The sequence below is a fragment of the Leptospira fainei serovar Hurstbridge str. BUT 6 genome, from assembly GCF_000306235.2.
GTDB classification, from domain to species: Bacteria; Spirochaetota; Leptospiria; order Leptospirales; family Leptospiraceae; genus Leptospira_B; species Leptospira_B fainei.
Window position 1 is genome coordinate 280,934 of the sequence record NZ_AKWZ02000003.1, and the last position, 19,572, is coordinate 300,505.

A 19,572-nucleotide genomic window follows, 5' to 3' on the forward strand; every position below is an offset into this window, starting at 1 on the left:
ATTAAAATATCCGTATATTCTAATATTATAATATTAAAAATCATTTAATCATATCTCTGATCTTGGAGATTATTTTTTCTTCGCTAGGGAGCGACGCTTTCTCTAAATTTGCCGCGTAGGGCATCGGGACATCCTCTTGGGTAATTCTTTCTACCGGTGCATCCAGATAATCGAAGGCTTCTTTCTGAATAAGATACGCGATTTGCGCTCCGAATCCGGCGACGTTCCAGCCTTCCTCTACGACGAGCGCCTTGTTCGTTTTGCGTACTGATTTAAGTATCGCTTCCTCGTCTAAAGGACGAATACTGCGAAGGTCCAGGACCTCCACCGAAATCCCTTCTTTCGCTAATTTTTCCGCGGCTGGGAGGATATACATCATGGCTCTGGACCAGCCGATAACGGTTACTTGAGTGCCTTCTCGCTTAATATCAGCTTTTCCTAATGGAATCGAGAATTCTCCGTCAGGGACTTCCCCTTTGCTGCCGTATAAGACTTCGCTTTCGATAAAAATAATCGGATTATTATCCAGAATGGAGGTTTTGAGCAAGCCGTAAGCATCGGCGGGCGTGTATGGAGCAACCACTTTCAGCCCTGGAATGTGTGCATACCAGCTTTCGAACGATTGCGAGTGTTGTGCTGCCAGCCTTCCCCCGGCGCCTCCTGCTCCCCGAAAAACTATCGGAATCGGAAATTGGCCGGCACTCATATAATTCATTTTCGCTGCCGAGTTGATAATTTGATCGATTGCGACTAACGAAAAGTTCCAAGTCATGAATTCTATAATCGGCCTTAGGCCAACCATTGCGGCTCCGATGCCGACTCCGGCGAATCCATTCTCGGAAATAGGAGTATCGATGACTCTTCTTTCGCCGAACTTGGCGAGCATACCTTGCGAAACTTTATACGCGCCTTCGTAATGGCCGACTTCTTCACCCATTAGGAAAATGTTCGGATCCTTTTCCATTTCCTCGGTCATCGCTCGATTTAGGGCTTCTCTATAAGTCAGAATAGTCATTAAACGTTCTCCGCGTAAACGTGCTTGTAGAGCCAACCCAGCGGAGGTTCCTCGCTTTTTTCACCAAAAAGAACGGCTTCTTCGACCGTTTGATTAATGGATTCGCTGAGTTTATCCAATTCTTCTTGAGACCAACCGCATTGGAGTAATTCTTTCTCGGCTTTAATCAAAGGATCGCCTTGCTTGTATTTCTCCAGCTCTTCTTTCGTTCGATATTTAGCCGGATCGGACATGGAATGCCCGCGAAAACGGTACGTCGAAATCTCCATGAGAGTCGGTCCTTCTCCACGTCTTGCTCGGTCGATGGCGACTCGAACGTGATCTCGAACCTTTCGGACCTCGTCTCCTTCGATATGATCTCGGGCGATATCGTACGCGGCAGCCCTGACGGAAACATCCTTAACGGATAAGGCTCGGTATTCGGGAGTTCCCATCGCATAATGATTGTTTTCACAGATCATGACTAGCGGAAGTTTCCAGATTGCAGCCAAGTTCATCCCCTCATGGAAGGACCCGATATTGGCGGCTCCTTCTCCGAAAAAACATATCGTAACCGCACCGTCTTGGCGGTATTTGGAAGCGTATGCGATTCCGGCCGCAAGTGAAATGTGCCCGCCTACAATACCGTGACCCCCCATAAAGTTTTTTGACTTATCGAAGAAGTGCATAGATCCGCCGTTACCTTTGGAAATCCCGGTTCTTTTTCCGAATAGTTCCGCCATTAATAATTTCGGATCTAAACCTCTGGAGAGCGCATGGCCGTGATCTCTATACGTTGAAACAATATAATCTTTTTGTTCTAGAGCTGCTATCGCCCCGACTCCTACCGCTTCTTGCCCTATATATAGATGGCAAAAGCCGCCAATCTTGCCCATGCTATAGGCTTTAGCGGCAGCTTCTTCGAAGCGGCGGATTAATAGCATTTGGTGGTAGAGTTCGTGGAGGTCCTGGGTATCTTTTTTAGTTTTAGGTTGGCTCATGGTTTTGGTTAGACGAAAAGTTTCCTTTCTCTACTGCAATCTCAAACTATGGAAGCGGAAGAGGGAAGAGCAAACCGATTTCCTACGGTTTGCAAAAAAATTCCTGAACGATCCGAGTAAAAGTGTCGTGAGTTCGTTTGAATTTTTCGGCTATTACAAGTCTGCATTTGAAAATTCCACCTGATTTTCTTTCGGATTCCTTTTTGAGAAACGCTCCGCATGGATATTCGAATTGAAGCCTTCTGTTTTCTAATCTATAGAAAATAATATTGAACATCGGTCCTTTTGAAGGCGGAAACTTCGATATTCATAGGATTTAGGCGAAATGCAGTTCGAAAAAATCATTGTTAGCCCGAAACATGCAAGTCACGAAATCAAAAAGGACCGGTAAGTTTCTTTTAGTTATCCTGATGAGGAAATAGCGTTTCTTAGCGAAGATAAGTCGGAATTTATTTCGCAAATAGGCAATAGAACACCGGGGATACTTCTGCCGTTTTTCGAATATCGTTGGAAGGCAGATTTAAGGGTTCCGGTATTTCTTGGATCTTTGCAGGTGAATCAATTGTTTTCTGAAATAGGGGGAGAATATCGTAAGAATTTCGCAAAGTTATCTTTTTCCGGAGCGGTGTATCTGCGGGGAACATAGGAATCGGAGAATTTTAAAAACAAATCAAAAAAAAGCTTAGGGAAATCCGCAAATGGATCGAATGATAAGATATGCCCCAAAAAGCGGAATTTTCTAGAAAAAAGTAGAAATTCACTCTTCCAAAAATCGTCAAAAAATAGCAATAACAGCTATAAATCGGCAAATAAATCAGAAAAATTGCCAAAATCATACAAATTAATCCGGCAACTACTTCCCACCGAAGATATATCTGAAGGAAACCCTGTTCTTTTAAGCAATTTCAAGATCACCTTCCTTCATTAAAAGATATAGAACCATAAAGACCAAAACCAAACCAATGCACAGGATCCCGGCACGGACGCCGGGCTCATGATCAGTTTCAAGGAGGAAACTCATGATCATTAACCACAACTTAGCCGCGATTAACTCCCACCGCGTCCTGAAATTTCAGAACAACGAAGTGGCAAAAAATATGGAAGCATTGTCTTCCGGTATGCGGATTAACCGTGCCGGCGACGACGCATCCGGACTAGCCGTTTCGGAGAAAATGAGAACTCAGGTCAAAGGGCTTCGCCAAGCGGAGAGAAATACCGAGGATGGAATGTCCTTGATCCAAACCACTGAAGGATATCTGCAGGAAACCAATGATATCATTCAACGAGTTCGGGTTCTTGCCATTCAATCTTCCAACGGTATCTATGGCGCTGAAGATCGCCAAATGATCCAAGTAGAAGTTTCTCAGCTCATCGATGAAATCGATCGGATCGCTTCCCAAGCAGAGTTCAACAAAATGGCGCTACTCCAAGGGGATTTTGCCCGCGGATCCAGAAGCGCTTCGATGTGGTTCCACATCGGTCCGAACCAGCACCAAAGGGAAAGAGTCTATATCGCTACGATGACTGCGAAGGCCCTGAATCTGATCAAAGCCGATGGTACGTTACTCACTCTTTCCACTGCGGAACAGTCTAACGACGCTATCGGATTCTTGGATGACGCTCTGATGAAAATCAACAAGCAAAGAGCGAATCTTGGAGCATACTTCAACCGACTCGAGCACGCTTCGAAAGGTTTGATGGTTGCTTACGAGAACATCCAGGCTTCAGAGTCGCGAATCAGAGACACAGACATGGCGGAAGAAACCGTTGCATTCACCAAAAACCAAATCTTGGTTCAATCAGGTACTGCAATGTTAGCTCAAGCCAACGTCAGACCCCAGTCCGTCCTTCAATTACTTAGGTAATTAGGACTTTCCGGAAGCGGGAGTAGGAATACTCCCGCGCCGGGAATCTTTCTCCATCTCGACTAGGAAGCCGCGAATAGCGGCTATCGTCGTCTTTGATGCGGGAAGAGAAACAGGAATAGGGTTGGTCCGACTTCATCTTTGTACTCCACCAATCCTTCTCCGGTTCCTCTTCCTAGGAAGAAATTCCTATGAAAAGGGGCCGTGGGTTTTTCGGAACCTAAGCTCGTTATAGCGAGAGATAATCAATCAAACTCCTCGGGAGAAAATGGCCTGTCGGGTGGTCCGACCGGGTCCATCCCGGAGCACCGGACAGACCATTGTCCGACGGAAGATAGGGAGATCTTCCGGCAATCTCTACAAGGAGTGTAGGATGATTATCAATCACAACCTGAGTGCGGTGAATGCTCACCGCTCTCTCAAGTTCAACGAGCAAGCTGTGGATAAAACCATGAAGGCGCTTTCATCCGGTATGAGGATCAACTCGGCGGGTGACGATGCCTCCGGTTTGGCTGTCTCTGAAAAACTTAGGACCCAGGTAAACGGTCTTAGGCAGGCGGAGAGAAATACGGAAGATGGAATGAGTTTCATACAGACTGCAGAAGGATTTCTTCAGCAGACTTCGGACATCATTCAAAGAATCCGGGTTTTGGCCATCCAAACCGCGAATGGAATCTATAGCCCCGAGGACAGACAGTTGGTCCAGGTGGAAGTTTCTGCCCTGGTAGATGAAGTGGATCGCATTGCTTCTCAAGCAGAATTCAATCGATTCAAACTCTTCGAGGGTCAGTTCGCAAGAGGTTCGAAAGTAGCCTCTATGTGGTTTCATATGGGACCGAACCAGAACCAACGGGAGAGGTTTTACATTGGGACAATGACCTCTCGAGCTTTGAAGCTTCTGGGAGCGGACGGGAAACCTGTTTCCGTTTCTACTCCTACGAAGTCCAATGATGTGATCGGCTTTGCCGACGCAGCGCTCGGGAAGATCATGAAACAAAGGGCGGATATGGGAGCTTATTTTAATAGGCTTGAATATTCCGCAAAGGGACTCATGGCGGCCTATGAAAATATGCAAGCTTCCGAGTCTAGAATTCGGGACGCCGATATGGCGGAGGAAATGGTTGCGCTAACTACAAAACAAATACTCGTGCAGAGTGGTACGGCGATGCTAGCGCAAGCCAACATGAAACCGAATTCGGTCCTGAAACTTCTTCAAATGTAGTTTTCCTCGGAACCGGAAATGCCACCGGAAGATTTTCTCTTCCGGTGGTTTTTTTTTCGTCAGAATAACGAGAATCTTTAGAGGCTAACGAACTTTTTTATCGGCATCCGAGAAATCGCGTCGTTATTCGATTTTGGAGAATTGATTAGATGGAATCGATCCGATATGCCGGATTTTTTGATGCTTTATTATTCTTATATTCTTGAATATTGTATTTCGTTTCGAGAAATATCTCAAAGGTTTACAAATTTATAAAATGAAGCGTTTTAGGGAACGCCGGACGATGCTCGGTGAAATAAAAAAGGCACGTAAAATTACGTGCCTTTTTTAAATTTAAGAAAGCGGTTTCTGCCGAAATCTTATTTATTAGCTTTGAACTCTAATGTTACAACTCCACGAGTTGCAGATTTTACCGTTAGGTTTTTTGTGGCAAGAAAGGTAAATCCACGATCTTTCTTATAAACTAACTCATCCACAAATAGGGCGTCCTTACCGGGGTAGGTAACTTCCCATTCCGATCCATTTGAATCGGAAGTCCGAACGTTGATATCCTTTGCTGCGGTAAATTCAGTCAGGTCATCCTTGAACTTAGTAGATTCATCCGCATTCAATCCGGTGAATTTCAAGATGATCGTATTATTTTCGGTCAGGTTGAACCATTCTTCTTTCAGCTGCTTATTTACTTTTTTAGCGACACTTTCCGCCCACTGAGCGATCGCTTTCTCGCGGGAAACTTTTTGAGTAATATCCGCTGCCCGGCCGTCTCCAGTTCCGGAATCGACGATTTTACCGTCGCCCCAAAGGAGAATTACTTTATAAGCCCCCGTAGCTGCCGTGTTGTATAGAGGACGATCCAAGGATTTTCCGCCGATACTAGTTAAGACGGGCTGGTCTTCCGTTTCTACATTTCCGATGATCATGACTTCGGCGCCTGAGGCTTGAGCCTGAGCGACAATCGGAGAACCTGCATCCACGTTAGTTGGATCGACTTGCGACTTGTTTACAGTTTTTGCAGCGGTCGCGGCATCGACTACTTTGTTCCCTGCTTTCTTCAGGTTTTTAGCGATCTCAGCTTCGGCAATATTATTCGGCGTCAAAGGTGGAACAGCTTGTCCTGCTACCGTCGAAGGAATTACGATGATGACTCGCGGATTTCCTACGTCGGCTAACAGAGAATCGACGGCCGTTGAAATTTTACTTTCTTCGACAGTACACCTAACGGTTAATTTTAAGATCGGTTGAGTGTCGATTTTTCCTTCCGCTTCATCAACGATATCGTATGATTTTACGAAAGCATCGGTTTTAGAAAGTAGACTCGATCCTAAACTTTCTCCGTCGGAAGCCTGACTTTTATTCGTGATCTGCTCTCCGACGACTTTGCGAACCGCATTGATCTTCGCGTCTTTAAGAGCGCGTTGTTTTGCATTCGCTTTGTCTCCGTTATAGATGGGAGCTTCTCCAATTACGGTAATTTGGTCTCCGTTCTTTTCGTAGTATTCCTTTTTCTTACGACCGGAGGCACTTCCGGTGGCACAGGCGAACGCAAAGGCGAGGACGAGGGTGAGGGCGGAAATCCGCAGGATGGGCAACTTGGCCATATCGCTTCCTTTTTCTCCTTGAAGAATTGAATTCTGTCTATTTACTGAACAAATAAGGGTTCTTACATGCGGTTAAAAGAAAGAAACAAAAAAATCCTAATATCCGTCATTTTTTTTCTGACAATTTCTCACGACTCCTGCACTGAGGCTTCTCCCCGTCGCCATATTTCAAATTCGAAAATTATTCCAGCCGAAGTCGCTTTTTACGAAGAGGTTCTTCCTTCTCTTTCCGGTAAAACGGTAATCTTAGTCACTAATCCTTCCGGAATCGGCAGATATCCCGAGAGAATTCTTCGGGAATTTAAGGAAAAGAAAGTTAAGATCAAACATTTGATCGGCCTCGAGCACGGTTTTTTGGGGTTGGAGGAAGATTTTAGTAAATCTCCCGTAACAATGGACGAAACCTTTCAACTGCCTATTTATCACATATATAAAGTGAAAAATTCGGAGATTCCCGCCATATTAAAAGGCGCGGATGCGATCGTTTTCGACGTTCTCGATATGGGAATGAGATGTTATACGTATCTAAGCGTTCTAAAAAGATTGATGGACAATCTGCCGGATCCTCAAACGACGCGATTCGTTCTCTTAGATCATCCGAATCCCGCGCTATATTTGGGAGCTAAAGGCGAAAATATTCAAAAGAAATTCTTAAACTTTGCGGGCGAGTTTCCTTCTTTGTTTTTTACCGGAATGACTATGGGCGAGGCCGCGTCATTCTATAACGGTGAATACCTTTCCGGTAAGATTAAATTGGAAATTATTTCCCCCAAAAATCTAAAGAGAGGATTCGATTGGGAAAAGGAAGGAATTGCCTGGACCACTCCTTCCCCTAATTTGCCGATGCTGGATTCCGCCCGTAATTATTTAGGGTTGGTGTTACTGGAAGGAGTCAATGTATCCGTAGGTAGAGGAACTCAGGCGCCGTTCGTATATTTCGGCGCGCCATGGATGTCCGAACCGGATGCTATCGTCAACGAACTGAACGATTCGAGTAAGGGCGATTACTACTACCAAAGCGTATTTTTCAAACCTATTTTCGGCCCGTTCAAGGGGGAGATTTGTAGAGGGTTGCGACTCACAGTTGTGAATAGGAATTACGATCCGATCCAAATGGCGTACATTCTCGTCACAACCCTAAAGAAACACTATAAAGACTTTAGATGGAGACAATATCCGGATAGCACTTACAATATCGATTTCCTATGGGGGACGGAACGTTTTCGTCAATCGATAGATTCCAATACGAGCTATGAGGAATTTAAACGCTCTTATTCCGAGGCGGAAGATTCCGCCAATCGAATTGTTCGAAAATATCGACTGTACTAATTGTTTTTTAAGATCAACCGACAAACAGATAGAAAGATGGGCAAAATTAAGAAAACGATACTTGCAGCGACGATTCTATTCTGCTTTCAGCTAAACGCTCAACCGGTCGGGCAGTGGAAGGAATATTCTTTGAAACAGGTGCTGGGACGATTGAAGTTCTATGCATTTGCTAAGATTGCCCAAAGCGTAAGAAAAGGCGTCTCCTATTCGATCGAGCGGGAAGTCTTCCGATCTCCTTGTCAACAGGACTTTCCGAAATTAGCCGATAATTTCGATTGTGCTTTCTTAGAAACCGCTAGGTTAAACGGAGAAACTCAATCTAAGGCGGATCGTTCTCTACCTTCTGCGGGTTTAACGTCGAACTATGCGCCGATTCCAATCACTGGAATGTGGTACGAAGGTTCGACTCTTGCAGGAAAAGGGTCATTACTCATTCCACGCAATCAATCCACTTCAGGCGATTTGAAATTATTTTATCTGGCGGATGGAAAACTCAGTCACTACGCGAGCGGAGACATGATCGTGGTTTTTGACTGGAAAGGAAACGAATTGAACACTATCCTTGAAGTGAAGGTGGACGATCTGCTTCGTCCTTTAAGCGGGAGAGAATATTTTTTCCAATGAGCCTTTTATCCACAGGCTACCTTCGGATGCTTGACCATGAAGGTTTGGATCCGGTGGAATATTTTTGGACGGTTGCGACGTATCCCGGCTCCGAATCCGGGAAGCAAATTCCGGATTTTCCCAAGCCGCAATTTCGTATAGCAGACTTGCTTGGTAAGGAAGTTACTTTGCAATTTACCGGCCAAATTAGATGCGTTCATTGCGGTAAGAATACTAAAAAAAGCTTCAATCAAGGAAGTTGTTATTCCTGCTTCCAAACTTTAGCTCAAAATGATCTTTGCATTTTAAGACCGGAGACATGCCACTTTCACTTGGGAACTTGCAGAGAACCTGATTGGGGAGAGGAGTATTGCTTTCAGAAGCATACGGTTTATTTGGCGAATACGAGCGGGTTAAAAATAGGAATTACGAAAGAAAATCCTGTTTCTAATCGCTGGGTCGACCAAGGAGCTCAAGAAGCGATTCCTCTTCTGGAAGTGAAATCACGTCGGGATGCCGGAGTTATAGAAAAGAAATTTTCCTCCATAATCGACGATAAAACAAAATGGCAAGTGATGGTGAGCACCGATTCCGTTCAGGAAGATTTATCCGAAAAAAGGAAAGAACTTTTGTCTCAATTGGAATCCTGGGATCTCGGAGTATATTATGAAGTTCTTTCTCCGAAGTCAAGTACGACGATCCGCTATCCTATTTTGAAGTATCCGACCAAGGCCAAAGCGTTTCAGCCTGAAAAGGAACAGACGATAAAATCCGACTTATTGGGAATTAAGGGGCAGTATTTACTGTTCGAATCGGAGGTGATCAACCTGCGCGCCTATGCCGGCTACGAAGTTAATCTATCCGTCGAATCCTAATCGACACGAATTCGAGAATCGGTTTCTCTGGAGTAGGTTCCAACTATGAAAATTCGCTCTTCTAAATTTCTACCCGTTTTTCTGATCGCTTTTTCCCTCAATTCCTGCGGCTGGATCGTTGAGACCACTTTTCCCGTATCCCTCGACGAGTTCCTCGGAAAACAATTTTATGAAGCCGCCGTTTTGGGACAGGATGGAATGAAGGTTTTGCATAACGAAAAACTTCGTTCCTACGTTCAAGGAATCGCGGATCGAATTTTGAAAGCTAAGGAAATTCAGTATAAATCCGAATTTCCTTACAAAGTGACGATTTTGAACGATGATTCGGTTATCAACGCTGTTTGTGCGCCGGGTGGATATATTTTCGTTTATACCGGTCTATTGCATTTCGTCAAAGATGAAGCTACTCTTGCGGGAGTACTTGCGCATGAAATTGCACATGCGGAAAAACGGCATTCTATGAAGCAATTATCCTCTAGTATCGCCACTTACTTTGCAATCTATTTGGTTCTATCTTATGTGCTGGGGCCGGACTTGGCGCAACATGCTTCCGGGATGGCTTCGTTATCCTCTAACTTGCTTTCTCTTGCCAATAGTCGCGGTGCGGAGGAGGAAGCGGATGCATTCGGTTTTCAATATATGCGAGCCACTCCTTATTATCCCGGAGCGTCGGCGAATTTTTTCCGAGATATCAAAGCTTGGAGGCAAAAACATTTGGGTGAAGAGGAAGATACTCTCCCTCTCGGTAAATACCTAAGTACTCATCCGCTTGATGACGAACGAATTGCAGACAGCGAAAAGCGTCTCAAGGATGCAGGAATAGGCGCACCTCAACCGGAATCGTTCTTTCGAGAGCGTTACCAGGAAAAAATATCGACGTTATTAGGAAAAAAGGAAGAAGAAGAGGAGATACCGAAAGCGAAACCCTCGACCGGTAAAAAGCGTTAAGAGAATGTCGGGATGACTGGATTTGAACCAGCGACCCCTTCGTCCCGAACGAAGTGCGCTACCGCTGCGCTACATCCCGAATTTGAAACCAGCATCTTCTAAGGAATCGGATTTGCAAGGCAATTTTAGGAAGAAGGTTTCGCTACGATTTTTGCGGTTATCTCGTTCAAGCTACAATAATCCTTCTCGCTCAGTCCAGCGCGAAGACCCTCGTCGTAAATAGCGCCGAGAGAAGAACATAAAGGTAGAGTGACTCCGGTCCGCTTCGCTAATGCCAAGGCATGATTCACATCTTTCCGCATATTCTTGAGCGAAAAATGCGTTTCGTAGTTTCGGGCAAAGACGAAAGGAAATTTGAATTCGGCGATTCCCGATTTAGCCGCGGATTGCAATAGGATTTCTTTAAGAATTTCCGGAGAGATTCCTTCCTTCTTCGCAAGCAGAAATCCCTCCATATAAACCTGGAAAATTCCCGCTTGCACCATATTCAAAGCGATCTTCGCCCTTTGCCCGTCCCCGATCGTTCCGCAATAAACGACATTCTTTCCGCATGAATCAAAGAAGAAGGAAATCTCCGATACTTCTTCCGGGCCTTTTGCACCGAGCATAAATAGAATTTGTCCGTCTCTTGCCGCATTCTTAGAACCCGTCATCGGAGAATCGAAGAAAGACATTCCGCGTTCGGAAAATGCCTTTCCGATTTTTGCCGTTAGTTCCGGCGAAGTCGTTCCGGTATCCACGACGTATTTACAACGGCTTTCGAGAAGTCCGCGTGAGAAGACGGTTTCTTCAACGACGGAATCTTCCGTAAGGCAAAGAACCGCGAGGGTCGCCCGGTTCGCAGCCGCTTTCGGATCATTATAGATAGATACATTATCGGATTCTAAATCCCGAATGTTGTCGAGATTCCTCGCGTATAAGCGAAGCGTATAACCTTTTGCAGAAAGAGTATTTGCCATGCCTCTTCCCATAATTCCGGTTCCGATGATCGCTATTTCCGGTGCAGACATTACTAGGCAATTCTCTCGACAAGAGAAGATTCTGCAAGAAAAAAGAATCGATTAAAAGGAACTAAGAGCGGCGCGAATAAAGCTGGTAACCGGGGCTTGTTCCCGAGTGTCCTCTAAACCTTCCCGTAACTCTCGTAAGACGATCTGCGCGTCGGTCAAAACGGTATTTATATTCGTATGAAGGTCGTCTCGATTGATCAGCCTGCCGAGCGTTCCGTCGCCGCTGTTTACTTTCGTAGTGATGTCGGCGACGTTGGAAAATGTTCTGCGGATGTCCCCTCTGTTTTCGGCGATAAGTTCCGATAGGGAAACCAAAGGATCTTGAAGAACTCTTCCCTTCAGTTGAGCGCCTGTTTTATAGTCCACCGGCTTATACATACTACCGGCCGGAAGTTTTGCTTCAGGTGGAGCCTCCAATGTTCCCGGGTCGATGGAGATCACACGACCTGACAAAAGGCTTTCGTTTCGGATAGTGATATCATAGTTTTCATAGAGTCGAAGCGGCTCCTTAAGAATGATCGTCACTTCCACACGGGTCGCAACTCCGATTTCACCGGAAGGTAAGGCGTTTCCTTCTTCGTTAATCTGAATCAAACGAATATTAGATACGTAACCGAAAGGAACTCCTTGAACGGTGACTTTGTTTCCTACTTTGATACCTTCCGCGTTTTTAAAATTAATTTTAAGGAATTCTCCTCGTTTTTGAACCGGGCCTCCTTCGGTCATTACGGTAAAATAACCTACGATGACCAGGGCAACGGAAAAGATGGCGCCTACTAAAAGATAGCGAAATGATTTCATTTTCTATTCCGATTCTCCACTATTAATATCGACTCTTTTTTCCGAAAATCCGGATCTTTGACCTGAGTTTTCACGACTTAGTTTCCAAAATCATCGGTCCCTTTGTCGAGCCGGTTACGAACTGTCTGACGAATTCGTTATCGGACGCTTTGACATCGTCGGGAGTTCCTGTATAGAGCACCTGGCCTCCGTAAAAGAATGATATCCTATCCGCGATCATATACGCGCTCGACATATCATGAGTTACGACAATTTGAGCCGCCCCGGTTTCTTGTCGGATTCGAATGATTAATTCGTTGATTACATTGGACATGATAGGATCTAGTCCGGAGGTCGGTTCGTCGTAGAGTATGATCTCTGGATTAGACGCAATAGCCCGGGCTAATCCAGCGCGTTTTTTCATTCCTCCCGAGATATCATTGGGATAATTATCCTTTGCGATCGTCATGTCCACTAACCTGAGTTTTTCGGATACGATCCTTTGGATTTCGGTTTCTGAAAATAGTTTATGTTCCCGTAGCGGTAAGGCGACGTTATCGAAAACGGTCATCCAGTTGATCAAAGCGCCTGACTGAAATAGGACCCCCATTTTTGCGCGGAGGCGTTTTCGTTCCACTTCCGTAATGCCTGAAATTCTTTCTCCGAAAATTCTGCATTCGCCTGCGTCGGGATCGAGTAAGCCAGTAATATGCTTGAGGGTCACGGACTTGCCAGTGCCGGAAGGCCCGACGATCACCATCGTTTCTCCCTTCCTTACTTGCAAATTCATGCCTTTTAAGATTTTTCGGGATCCGAAAGCTTTGTGCATATTTACGATTTCTATCGCGTAATCCATCATTTATTGCCTGTAGAAAATCGCCGTAATGACATAGCCGAAAAAAATGACCATTAAGAAAGAGGTAACCACCGATTCTCTCGTTGCGCGACCGACTCCTATCGCACCGCCGAAAGTCCTAAGTCCGTGTGAACAGGAAATGGAAGCGATAATTAAGCCGAATACGTATCCTTTAAAGAGCCCGGTATATAAATCTTTCAGGCCGGGAATGGAGGTGATGCGTTCGTAAACATCTTGAAAATACACGATGTATTCGATCCCTAACTGGAAATGCCCGACAACCGCTCCTCCGAAAATTCCTAGAATGCTGGAATATACGCAGAGTACCGGTACCATCAGCGAGAACCCCAAGACTCGAGGAAAAACAAGAAATCTAACGGGATCGATCGACATCACTTCCAATGCGTCGATTTCTTCCGAAACTTTCATCGTTCCAATTTCGGCAGCCATCGCGGAACCTATCGAAGCCGAAAGGATCAGGGCCGTCATAAAAGGAGACATTTCTCGCGTGAGAGTAACCGTAAGAAGTAATCCGATCTGCCCTTCGGCTCCAAAATCTTTTAGACCGAGCCCGGTGTTTAGAGTCAAAAGCATTCCCGTAAAGATAGCAACGACGGAAACGACGAATAAACTTCCAACTCCCGCAATGAACATTTGATCTAGGATTTCCTTTCTTTTATCGTAAGAGAATCTTAGATTTAAGAAAGTTTCCGCAATTAATAGAATCGTATAGCCCGCAGCGTAGAAAGTCTGATTTGCCTTTGCCTTTAGAATCTCGAACATTCTTTTATATCTTTATCCACCATAGAAGTTGGACGGTTGTTTTTTCCTTATCTTTTTCGACTCCGAAAAATCCGTATAGGAATTGGTAGGACGTTTTCTCGGGAGTGGAAGAATATTCGACCAAAAAGGGGATGTGCACATGAAATTCGTCCTTAGTCCATCGTTGCGTATAAAGCCTCATTAAGAAGGAAAGACGTTTCTCGCCGTTCGCCAATTTCTGGAACTCTACGATGGACCAGACCGGATCCCAAATCCTTTCCACAGCTTCCGATTTTAGAGGAAAAAGAGAAAGGAAATTCCACGTTAAGTTTCCGTCTCTGTCTTCATGCCAACGAAAAATCGGCCACAACTTATAATAATTCTCTTCTCGGCCCCATTGAACGTACGTTCGATTCGTTCTCCACCAAAAAGGAATTAGATACGTTTCGGAGGATTTTATATGATACGTGTCGGAACTCAGACGAAAGTAAAGCGGAGTAAAAAATCTTGTCTCTTTATAAGCAAAACGATAGTAGCCGTAAAACGGAAAAAGAATCAATTTTCGATAATCTTCGTCGTCGTTTCGACCGTATTGAATCAGAAAAAAAAGAACATTCCAATCTATTTCTTGGGTTCGTTTATCATATCCGTAACCTAGAAGAGAACCCAAAATAGGAAACCACAAATAAGCTCGAGCCTTCATATTTCCAAAGGCGGAATCCTTGGATAGATATAAAGGCCAAAACATCCAGTACGAAGCCGGTTCTCGTTTGTCCTGAAACGTCTCCCCCCATTGAAAGAAAGGCCAAAGAATCGAATACCTTTCATATTTTCCTTTATGCACTTTTCTGGAGAAAAAGGGAAATAGACGGAACTCGCTCCGGACATCGGAACTCCCATAAAGAAAGATCGGCCAAAGAACGGAATGCGCGTTATACGTCTTGTATTTCCAATTCGTATAAAGGGGGAATAATGTGAAATTTAATTCGGAGTAGGCTAGTTTGTTGCGGAGCCTACCGTAAAAAGGAAAAAAACCGAAATATGATTCCCGTGCCAAATCCCCTTTACCCCAAATTAGAAGCGGAGAAAGAGTATCCTCATCCCAACCTTGATCGTCGTGAAAAGTCTCGGTTCCTGTTGCAAAAAAAAGAAAAGACCAGACTTTCCAGTAGTCAGTTTGTTCCGAGTAGAAAATGGGCAATAAAAAAGTTCTATATTGGTAATTCGATTTTGTCTCCCTATAATAAGAGAAGAACGGCCTATAGATTTGCTCTTCCTCTCCTAAGCGTTTTTCCTTTTGATAAAGAAACCAAAATTGGCTGTACTCGGCCGGGTAAGGAGAAACCGGTTTGATGGGGAATTCAGAAAATAGACTTTCCGTACAAAAGAGGAATAAAAGGATAAGAAGAATTCGTACAAATCTCATTCTTTAGGTCCGCATCTGAAGTTTGAAGGAAGGAGAGGTCCGTTTGTTAAAGGTAGCTGTCTTATACGGAGGAACGTCCACGGAGCATGTGATATCCCTGAGGACCGGCGCGTTCATATGTAGGACATTGGCGGCCATGGGACATCCGGTCAAACCCATTCTTATTACGAAGGATGCCAAGTGGGTGATCCCTAGTGAATATCGGATTCTTTTACCGGAAGGAGTTCCGACGGACGCGCTTTCCTATCAAAAAGAATTCGAACAATTAAACGGGTGCGTTGCCTCCTCCTTTTCAAACCTTGATTGTGATATTGCCTTTCTAGGACTGCATGGAACATTAGGGGAAGACGGATCCATCCAAGGATTTTTGACTGTCCTCGGAATCCCTTTTACCGGTTCGGGTGTGGAGGCTTCCGCTATCGCGATGGATAAAATTCGTGCGAACCGGTTGTTTCAAGTCGCGAATCTCAACGTTGCACCTTTTTGGGAACTGAAGAGAGAAGAATTCGTAACCGTGCCGACTTTGGTCGAATCGATGGCCTTACAATTCCCGTTATTCCTCAAACCTGTCGAGGGCGGTTCCAGTTATCATACTTATCGGATCAACACACTGCAAGAGTTACGCGCGAAGCTATCCGAGTTCTTTGAATACCAGGATCACGCTATTTTACAAAGATTTCTTTCCGGAGTCGAAGTATCCTGCGGAGTGTGGGAAAAAATCACAAACGGAAAAAGATCTCCTATCGCTTTGCCTCCGACGGAAATTATTCCCGGGGGAGAATTTTTCGATGTCGAGTCTAAATACAAACCCGGATTATCTCAAGAAATTACGCCCGCACGTTTATCCGAGTCGATCATTCAAAAAATTCAAAATCAATCGATTCTTGCTCATAAAACGCTAGGTTGCGAAGGGTATTCCAGAACGGATTTTATCGTCGTGGATGGAGAGCCTTACATCTTGGAAACGAATACGCTTCCGGGAATGACCGAAACTAGTTTAATACCGCAGCAGGCAAAGGCGGCGGGGATTCCAATCCAGGAAATCTATCGATCGTTGATCGAGCATGCTATGGAGCGAGCGGAAAAAATTCCAGTTCAATAGAACTTAACGAATTTGGAATAGAGCTAATTTGGCGAAGAAATTCGGTCGGACCGTAATCTGCTTAAAGTCTCGAAAGAATGCTCGGTCTTCGACGGTAAAGCCGCGAATTTGACAGAATTCTTCAAAGTCCAATACCGAAAGGAAATGTAGGTTCGGAGTATCGAACCAGCGATACGGTAATAAATCCGTAACTGGAGTTTTTCCGCCTAAAAGAATTTTAAATCGTACTTCCCAGTATCCGAAGTTCGCGAAAACGATAATGACCCGCTTGCCGATTCGAAGACATTCCTTAATGATATCTCCCGGGTGACGCGTTTCTTGAATCGTTTGGTTTAAAATTACGTAATCGAACCTTTTATCTTCATGATGTTCCAAACCCTCGTCGATATCGCCGTGGTGCACGTAGACACCTTTCCGAATACATTCGACGATTGCATCTTCGTCCTTTTCGATTCCTTGGCCTCGGATTCCTTTTTGACTCAATAAATAAAGTAGGTCCCCGTTCCCGCAACCCAAGTCCAATACTCTCGAACCGGGGGAGATTGCGTTCATAATATACGCGAAGTCCGGCCTTTCTTTCAATGTGATGTCAGACGAGATTCTTGAATTCATTTTTCAATTAGCCGGGTTTTCCAAGAATCCGCGAAGGACGTCGTCTTGTTTTTGATTCGCAAGTAAGAAACTATCGTGACCTTCTTTACTATTTAATTCCACGTAAAAAACCCTTTTATCGGACGCCTCTAAACTTTTAACGATTTCTCTAGACTGAGCGGGCGGATATAACCAATCGGAACTGTAGGAAACGACTAAGAAGCGGCAGATTGCGGGGGTCAACGCGGCGGTTAATTCCTTTCCTTTACCCAAACTAAAATGGTCCAAAGCCTGAGTAACGTAAATATAAGAATTCGCGTCGAAGCGGTCCACAAAGCTTTCCCCTTGGTAGATCAAATAACTTCCAACTGCAAAGTCGGAATTAAGGAGATTTCCTCTGGGAGGATTTCTACCGAACTTTTCCCGCATCTTTTCATCGGAAAGATAAGTGATATGAGCGACCATGCGGGCGAGAGCCAATCCCTTTCTGGGAGAATTTTCGTCGTACAGACCGTTATTCCAATTTGGGTCGGATAAAATGGCCTGACGACCGACTTCATTGAAGGCAATCTGCATGGCCGAATGCTCGGCAGTCGAAGCCAAAATAATACAATTAGTCAGATTTTCAGGATAAGCAATACTCCACTGTAAGGCTTGCATTCCTCCCATAGAACCGCCGGCGACACAATACAGTTTCTCCACGCCTAAATGTTCGACCAATGATTTCTGTGCGGCAACCATATCCTTGATGGATACGAAAGGGAAACTGGAACCGAAAGGCTTCCCCGTGATCGGGCTAATTGTTAAAGGACCGGACGAACCTTTACAACCACCGATGACGTTCGAAGAAATTACAAAATATTTATTAGTATCGAATGCTTTCCCCGGGCCGATATATTCGTTCCACCATCCGGGTCGTTTGTCAGCGGGAGCATGGACACCTGCTGCGTGGGCGTCCCCGGACAGAGCATGGCATATTAGAATTGCATTATCTTTCTTTTCGGAAAGTTTACCGTATGTTTCGTACGCTATGACGACCGGCGAAAGAACGGATCCATTATCTAAACGTAGGTCGGGCAAGGTGACCGTTTCCGTCTTGACGATTCCGACCGATTTTTCCAGATTCATTCCTTCTTTTCCAAATAGGGAAAGCCACTCTCTAGATTCTTAGACTGGAATCCGGAGAAATGGCTGTTTTAGACGATTTTCCTAGAGGAATTAGACGTCACACCTTTTTCAAAGCCTCGTCCAAATCGGTGATAATATCATCGATATGCTCTAGACCCACGGACAATCGAATGAACTCAGGGGTTACTCCAGCTGAGGCTTGTTCCGCCGGGGAGAGTTGTTGGTGGGTGGTAGAAGCCGGGTGAATAGCCAGGGATTTTGCATCTCCCACATTCGCCAAGAGGGAGAATAGTTCCAGATGATCGATAAATTTCTTCGCTTCCGAAACTCCACCTTTGACCCCGAATCCTAAAATAGCCCCAAAGAGATTCCTCGTATGATACTTTTTAGCCAATGCGTAATTCTTATCGTTTGGAAGACCGGGATAATTGACCCAGGTTACTTTGGGATGCTTGGACAAGAATTCCGCGACTTTCTGGGCGTTTATCGAATGCTGCGTTATACGAAGAGGCAATGTTTCAATCCCTTGGATGATATTCCAGGCGTTGAACGGAGAAATTGCGGGTCCAAGATCCCTTAGACCTTGAACGCGGGCCTTGATAATAAAGGCGATATTTACGCCGCCAAAGGGTTCAAACTTTCCGAATACGTCCCAAAATTTTAACCCGTGATAGCTAGGGTCCGGTTCAGTAAAATTTTTGAATTTCCCGTTTCCCCAATTGAATTTGCCGGAATCGATGATAATTCCGCCTATGGAACTACCGTGACCGCCCAAGAATTTCGTGAGCGAGTGTATGACGATATCCGCTCCGTGCTCGATGGGCTTGACTAAGTAAGGGGAAGGAAGCGTGTTATCGATTACTAACGGCACGCCGATTTCGTGGGCTACTTTTGCAACGCCTTCGATATCAAGTGTATCTAACTTAGGATTTCCTAATGTTTCCGCGAAGAAGGCCCTAGTTTTTTCATTAGCGGCTCTTCTGAAGTTTTCCGGATCTGATTGATCCACGAAATGAACCTTAATTCCCAACTTCGGAAAAGTATAGTGGAGTAGGTTATATGTTCCGCCGTAAAGAGAGGAGGAAGCCACGATTTCCTGTCCGGATTCGACGATATTTAGCAACGCCAGAGTTTCTGCCGATTGTCCTGATGCAGTCGCTAACCCGGCGACTCCGCCTTCCAACGCAGCGACTCTTTGTTCGAGAACATCCGTGGTTGGGTTGCCGATTCTAGTGTAGATATTCCCGAATTCCTGTAGGCCGAAAAGCCGTGCGGCATGATCCGTATCTTTGAAGACGTACGAAGTAGTTTGGTATAGCGGGACGGCTCTGGAAGTGGTAGTTGGATCCGGTGCTTGACCGCCGTGGAGAGCGATGGTTTCCGATTTATATTGTCTAGTCATGGGAATAATTATGCTCCTTTCAATCATATCTGGGATATATTTAAAAGTATGTCAAGCAGTAATACGTTAAATTAGATAAT

18 protein-coding genes and 1 tRNA gene are annotated in these 19,572 nt (G+C 44.9%); 7 read left to right on the forward strand and 12 right to left on the reverse strand.

From position 1 onward, the window contains the following. Positions 1 to 40: 40 nt before the first annotated feature. Positions 41 to 1,015 (reverse strand): pyruvate dehydrogenase complex E1 component subunit beta, encoded by a 975-nt coding sequence (locus LEP1GSC058_RS05410; protein WP_016548383.1) that lies wholly within the window; start codon positions 1,013 to 1,015, stop codon positions 41 to 43. Continuing rightward, positions 1,015 to 1,995 carry a pyruvate dehydrogenase (acetyl-transferring) E1 component subunit alpha gene (gene pdhA / locus LEP1GSC058_RS05415; protein ID WP_039948045.1) on the reverse strand — a complete coding sequence of 327 codons (981 nt, stop codon included), beginning with the start codon at positions 1,993 to 1,995 and terminating at the stop codon, positions 1,015 to 1,017. Before pdhA ends, LEP1GSC058_RS05410 begins: the two co-directional genes overlap by 1 nt. 1,019 nt (positions 1,996 to 3,014) lie before the next feature. Between pdhA and LEP1GSC058_RS05425 the strand changes: the two genes are divergently transcribed. Together LEP1GSC058_RS05425 and LEP1GSC058_RS05430 are read left to right on the forward strand one after the other, a co-directional pair. Then, on the forward strand, positions 3,015 to 3,860 hold the full coding sequence (locus tag LEP1GSC058_RS05425; RefSeq protein WP_010410445.1) for a flagellin N-terminal helical domain-containing protein: 846 nt from the start codon (positions 3,015 to 3,017) through the stop codon (positions 3,858 to 3,860). Positions 3,861 to 4,233: 373 nt separating this feature from the next. Further along, on the forward strand, positions 4,234 to 5,082 hold the full coding sequence (locus LEP1GSC058_RS05430; RefSeq protein WP_010410442.1) for a flagellin N-terminal helical domain-containing protein: 849 nt from the start codon (positions 4,234 to 4,236) through the stop codon (positions 5,080 to 5,082). A gap of 359 nt (positions 5,083 to 5,441) precedes the next feature. On the opposite strand, the gene LEP1GSC058_RS05435 is transcribed toward LEP1GSC058_RS05430, so the two are convergent. Next, positions 5,442 to 6,680: a lipoprotein LipL46 gene (locus LEP1GSC058_RS05435; RefSeq protein WP_016548318.1), complete on the reverse strand. Its 1,239-nt coding sequence runs from the start codon at positions 6,678 to 6,680 to the stop codon at positions 5,442 to 5,444. 66 nt (positions 6,681 to 6,746) lie between these two features. On the opposite strand from LEP1GSC058_RS05435, the gene LEP1GSC058_RS05440 reads away from it, so the two are divergent. The 4 genes from LEP1GSC058_RS05440 to LEP1GSC058_RS05455 are packed head-to-tail and all read left to right on the forward strand — an operon-like array spanning position 6,747 to position 10,435. Continuing rightward, the gene (locus LEP1GSC058_RS05440; protein ID WP_016548614.1) at positions 6,747 to 8,009 is read left to right on the forward strand and encodes an exo-beta-N-acetylmuramidase NamZ family protein; all 1,263 of its coding nucleotides are present in this window, start codon (positions 6,747 to 6,749) and stop codon (positions 8,007 to 8,009) included. A 36-nt stretch (positions 8,010 to 8,045) separates the two neighbouring features. Next, complete coding sequence (locus LEP1GSC058_RS05445; protein ID WP_016548727.1) at positions 8,046 to 8,633, forward strand: LIC_11883 family protein; 588 nt, start codon at positions 8,046 to 8,048, stop codon at positions 8,631 to 8,633. Continuing rightward, entirely contained in the window at positions 8,630 to 9,487 is an 858-nt protein-coding gene (locus LEP1GSC058_RS05450; protein ID WP_039948046.1) for a DUF2797 domain-containing protein, read from the forward strand. The genes LEP1GSC058_RS05445 and LEP1GSC058_RS05450 overlap by 4 nt, the downstream gene beginning before the upstream one ends. 45 nt (positions 9,488 to 9,532) lie before the next feature. Next, the gene (locus LEP1GSC058_RS05455) at positions 9,533 to 10,435 is read left to right on the forward strand and encodes a M48 family metalloprotease (RefSeq protein ID WP_016548704.1); all 903 of its coding nucleotides are present in this window, start codon (positions 9,533 to 9,535) and stop codon (positions 10,433 to 10,435) included. A gap of 7 nt (positions 10,436 to 10,442) precedes the next feature. On the opposite strand, the gene LEP1GSC058_RS05460 is transcribed toward LEP1GSC058_RS05455, so the two are convergent. The 6 genes from LEP1GSC058_RS05460 to LEP1GSC058_RS05485 all read right to left on the reverse strand — a co-directional run bounded on the left by LEP1GSC058_RS05460 (position 10,443) and on the right by LEP1GSC058_RS05485 (position 15,269). After that, a tRNA-Pro gene (locus LEP1GSC058_RS05460) sits at positions 10,443 to 10,514 on the reverse strand. A 46-nt stretch (positions 10,515 to 10,560) separates the two neighbouring features. After that, positions 10,561 to 11,445 (reverse strand): NAD(P)-dependent oxidoreductase, encoded by an 885-nt coding sequence (locus LEP1GSC058_RS05465; protein ID WP_016548349.1) that lies wholly within the window; start codon positions 11,443 to 11,445, stop codon positions 10,561 to 10,563. A 51-nt stretch (positions 11,446 to 11,496) separates the two neighbouring features. Then, positions 11,497 to 12,246 (reverse strand): mammalian cell entry protein Mce, encoded by a 750-nt coding sequence (gene mce, locus LEP1GSC058_RS05470; protein ID WP_016548334.1) that lies wholly within the window; start codon positions 12,244 to 12,246, stop codon positions 11,497 to 11,499. Between the two features lie 70 nt (positions 12,247 to 12,316). After that, positions 12,317 to 13,084: an ABC transporter ATP-binding protein gene (locus LEP1GSC058_RS05475; RefSeq protein WP_039948047.1), complete on the reverse strand. Its 768-nt coding sequence runs from the start codon at positions 13,082 to 13,084 to the stop codon at positions 12,317 to 12,319. Next, the gene (locus LEP1GSC058_RS05480; protein ID WP_016548357.1) at positions 13,085 to 13,864 is read right to left on the reverse strand and encodes an MlaE family ABC transporter permease; all 780 of its coding nucleotides are present in this window, start codon (positions 13,862 to 13,864) and stop codon (positions 13,085 to 13,087) included. Between the two features lie 4 nt (positions 13,865 to 13,868). After that, entirely contained in the window at positions 13,869 to 15,269 is a 1,401-nt protein-coding gene (locus tag LEP1GSC058_RS05485; RefSeq protein WP_016548424.1) for a hypothetical protein, read from the reverse strand. A gap of 43 nt (positions 15,270 to 15,312) precedes the next feature. On the opposite strand from LEP1GSC058_RS05485, the gene LEP1GSC058_RS05490 reads away from it, so the two are divergent. Beyond that, entirely contained in the window at positions 15,313 to 16,371 is a 1,059-nt protein-coding gene (locus tag LEP1GSC058_RS05490; RefSeq protein WP_039948048.1) for a D-alanine--D-alanine ligase, read from the forward strand. Between the two features lie 3 nt (positions 16,372 to 16,374). Here LEP1GSC058_RS05490 and metW read toward each other — a convergent pair whose 3' ends face one another. The 3 genes from metW to LEP1GSC058_RS05505 form a co-directional block, all read right to left on the reverse strand. After that, positions 16,375 to 16,983, reverse strand: a complete 609-nt coding sequence (gene metW, locus LEP1GSC058_RS05495) for a methionine biosynthesis protein MetW (RefSeq protein ID WP_016548678.1) — start codon at positions 16,981 to 16,983, stop codon at positions 16,375 to 16,377. 3 nt (positions 16,984 to 16,986) lie between these two features. After that, positions 16,987 to 18,090 (reverse strand): homoserine O-acetyltransferase MetX, encoded by a 1,104-nt coding sequence (gene metX, locus LEP1GSC058_RS05500; RefSeq protein ID WP_016548505.1) that lies wholly within the window; start codon positions 18,088 to 18,090, stop codon positions 16,987 to 16,989. Positions 18,091 to 18,187: 97 nt separating this feature from the next. Next, a complete protein-coding gene (locus LEP1GSC058_RS05505; protein ID WP_016548364.1) occupies positions 18,188 to 19,492 on the reverse strand; it encodes an O-acetylhomoserine aminocarboxypropyltransferase/cysteine synthase family protein in 1,305 nt (434 codons plus the stop codon). Positions 19,493 to 19,572 lie beyond the last annotated feature (80 nt).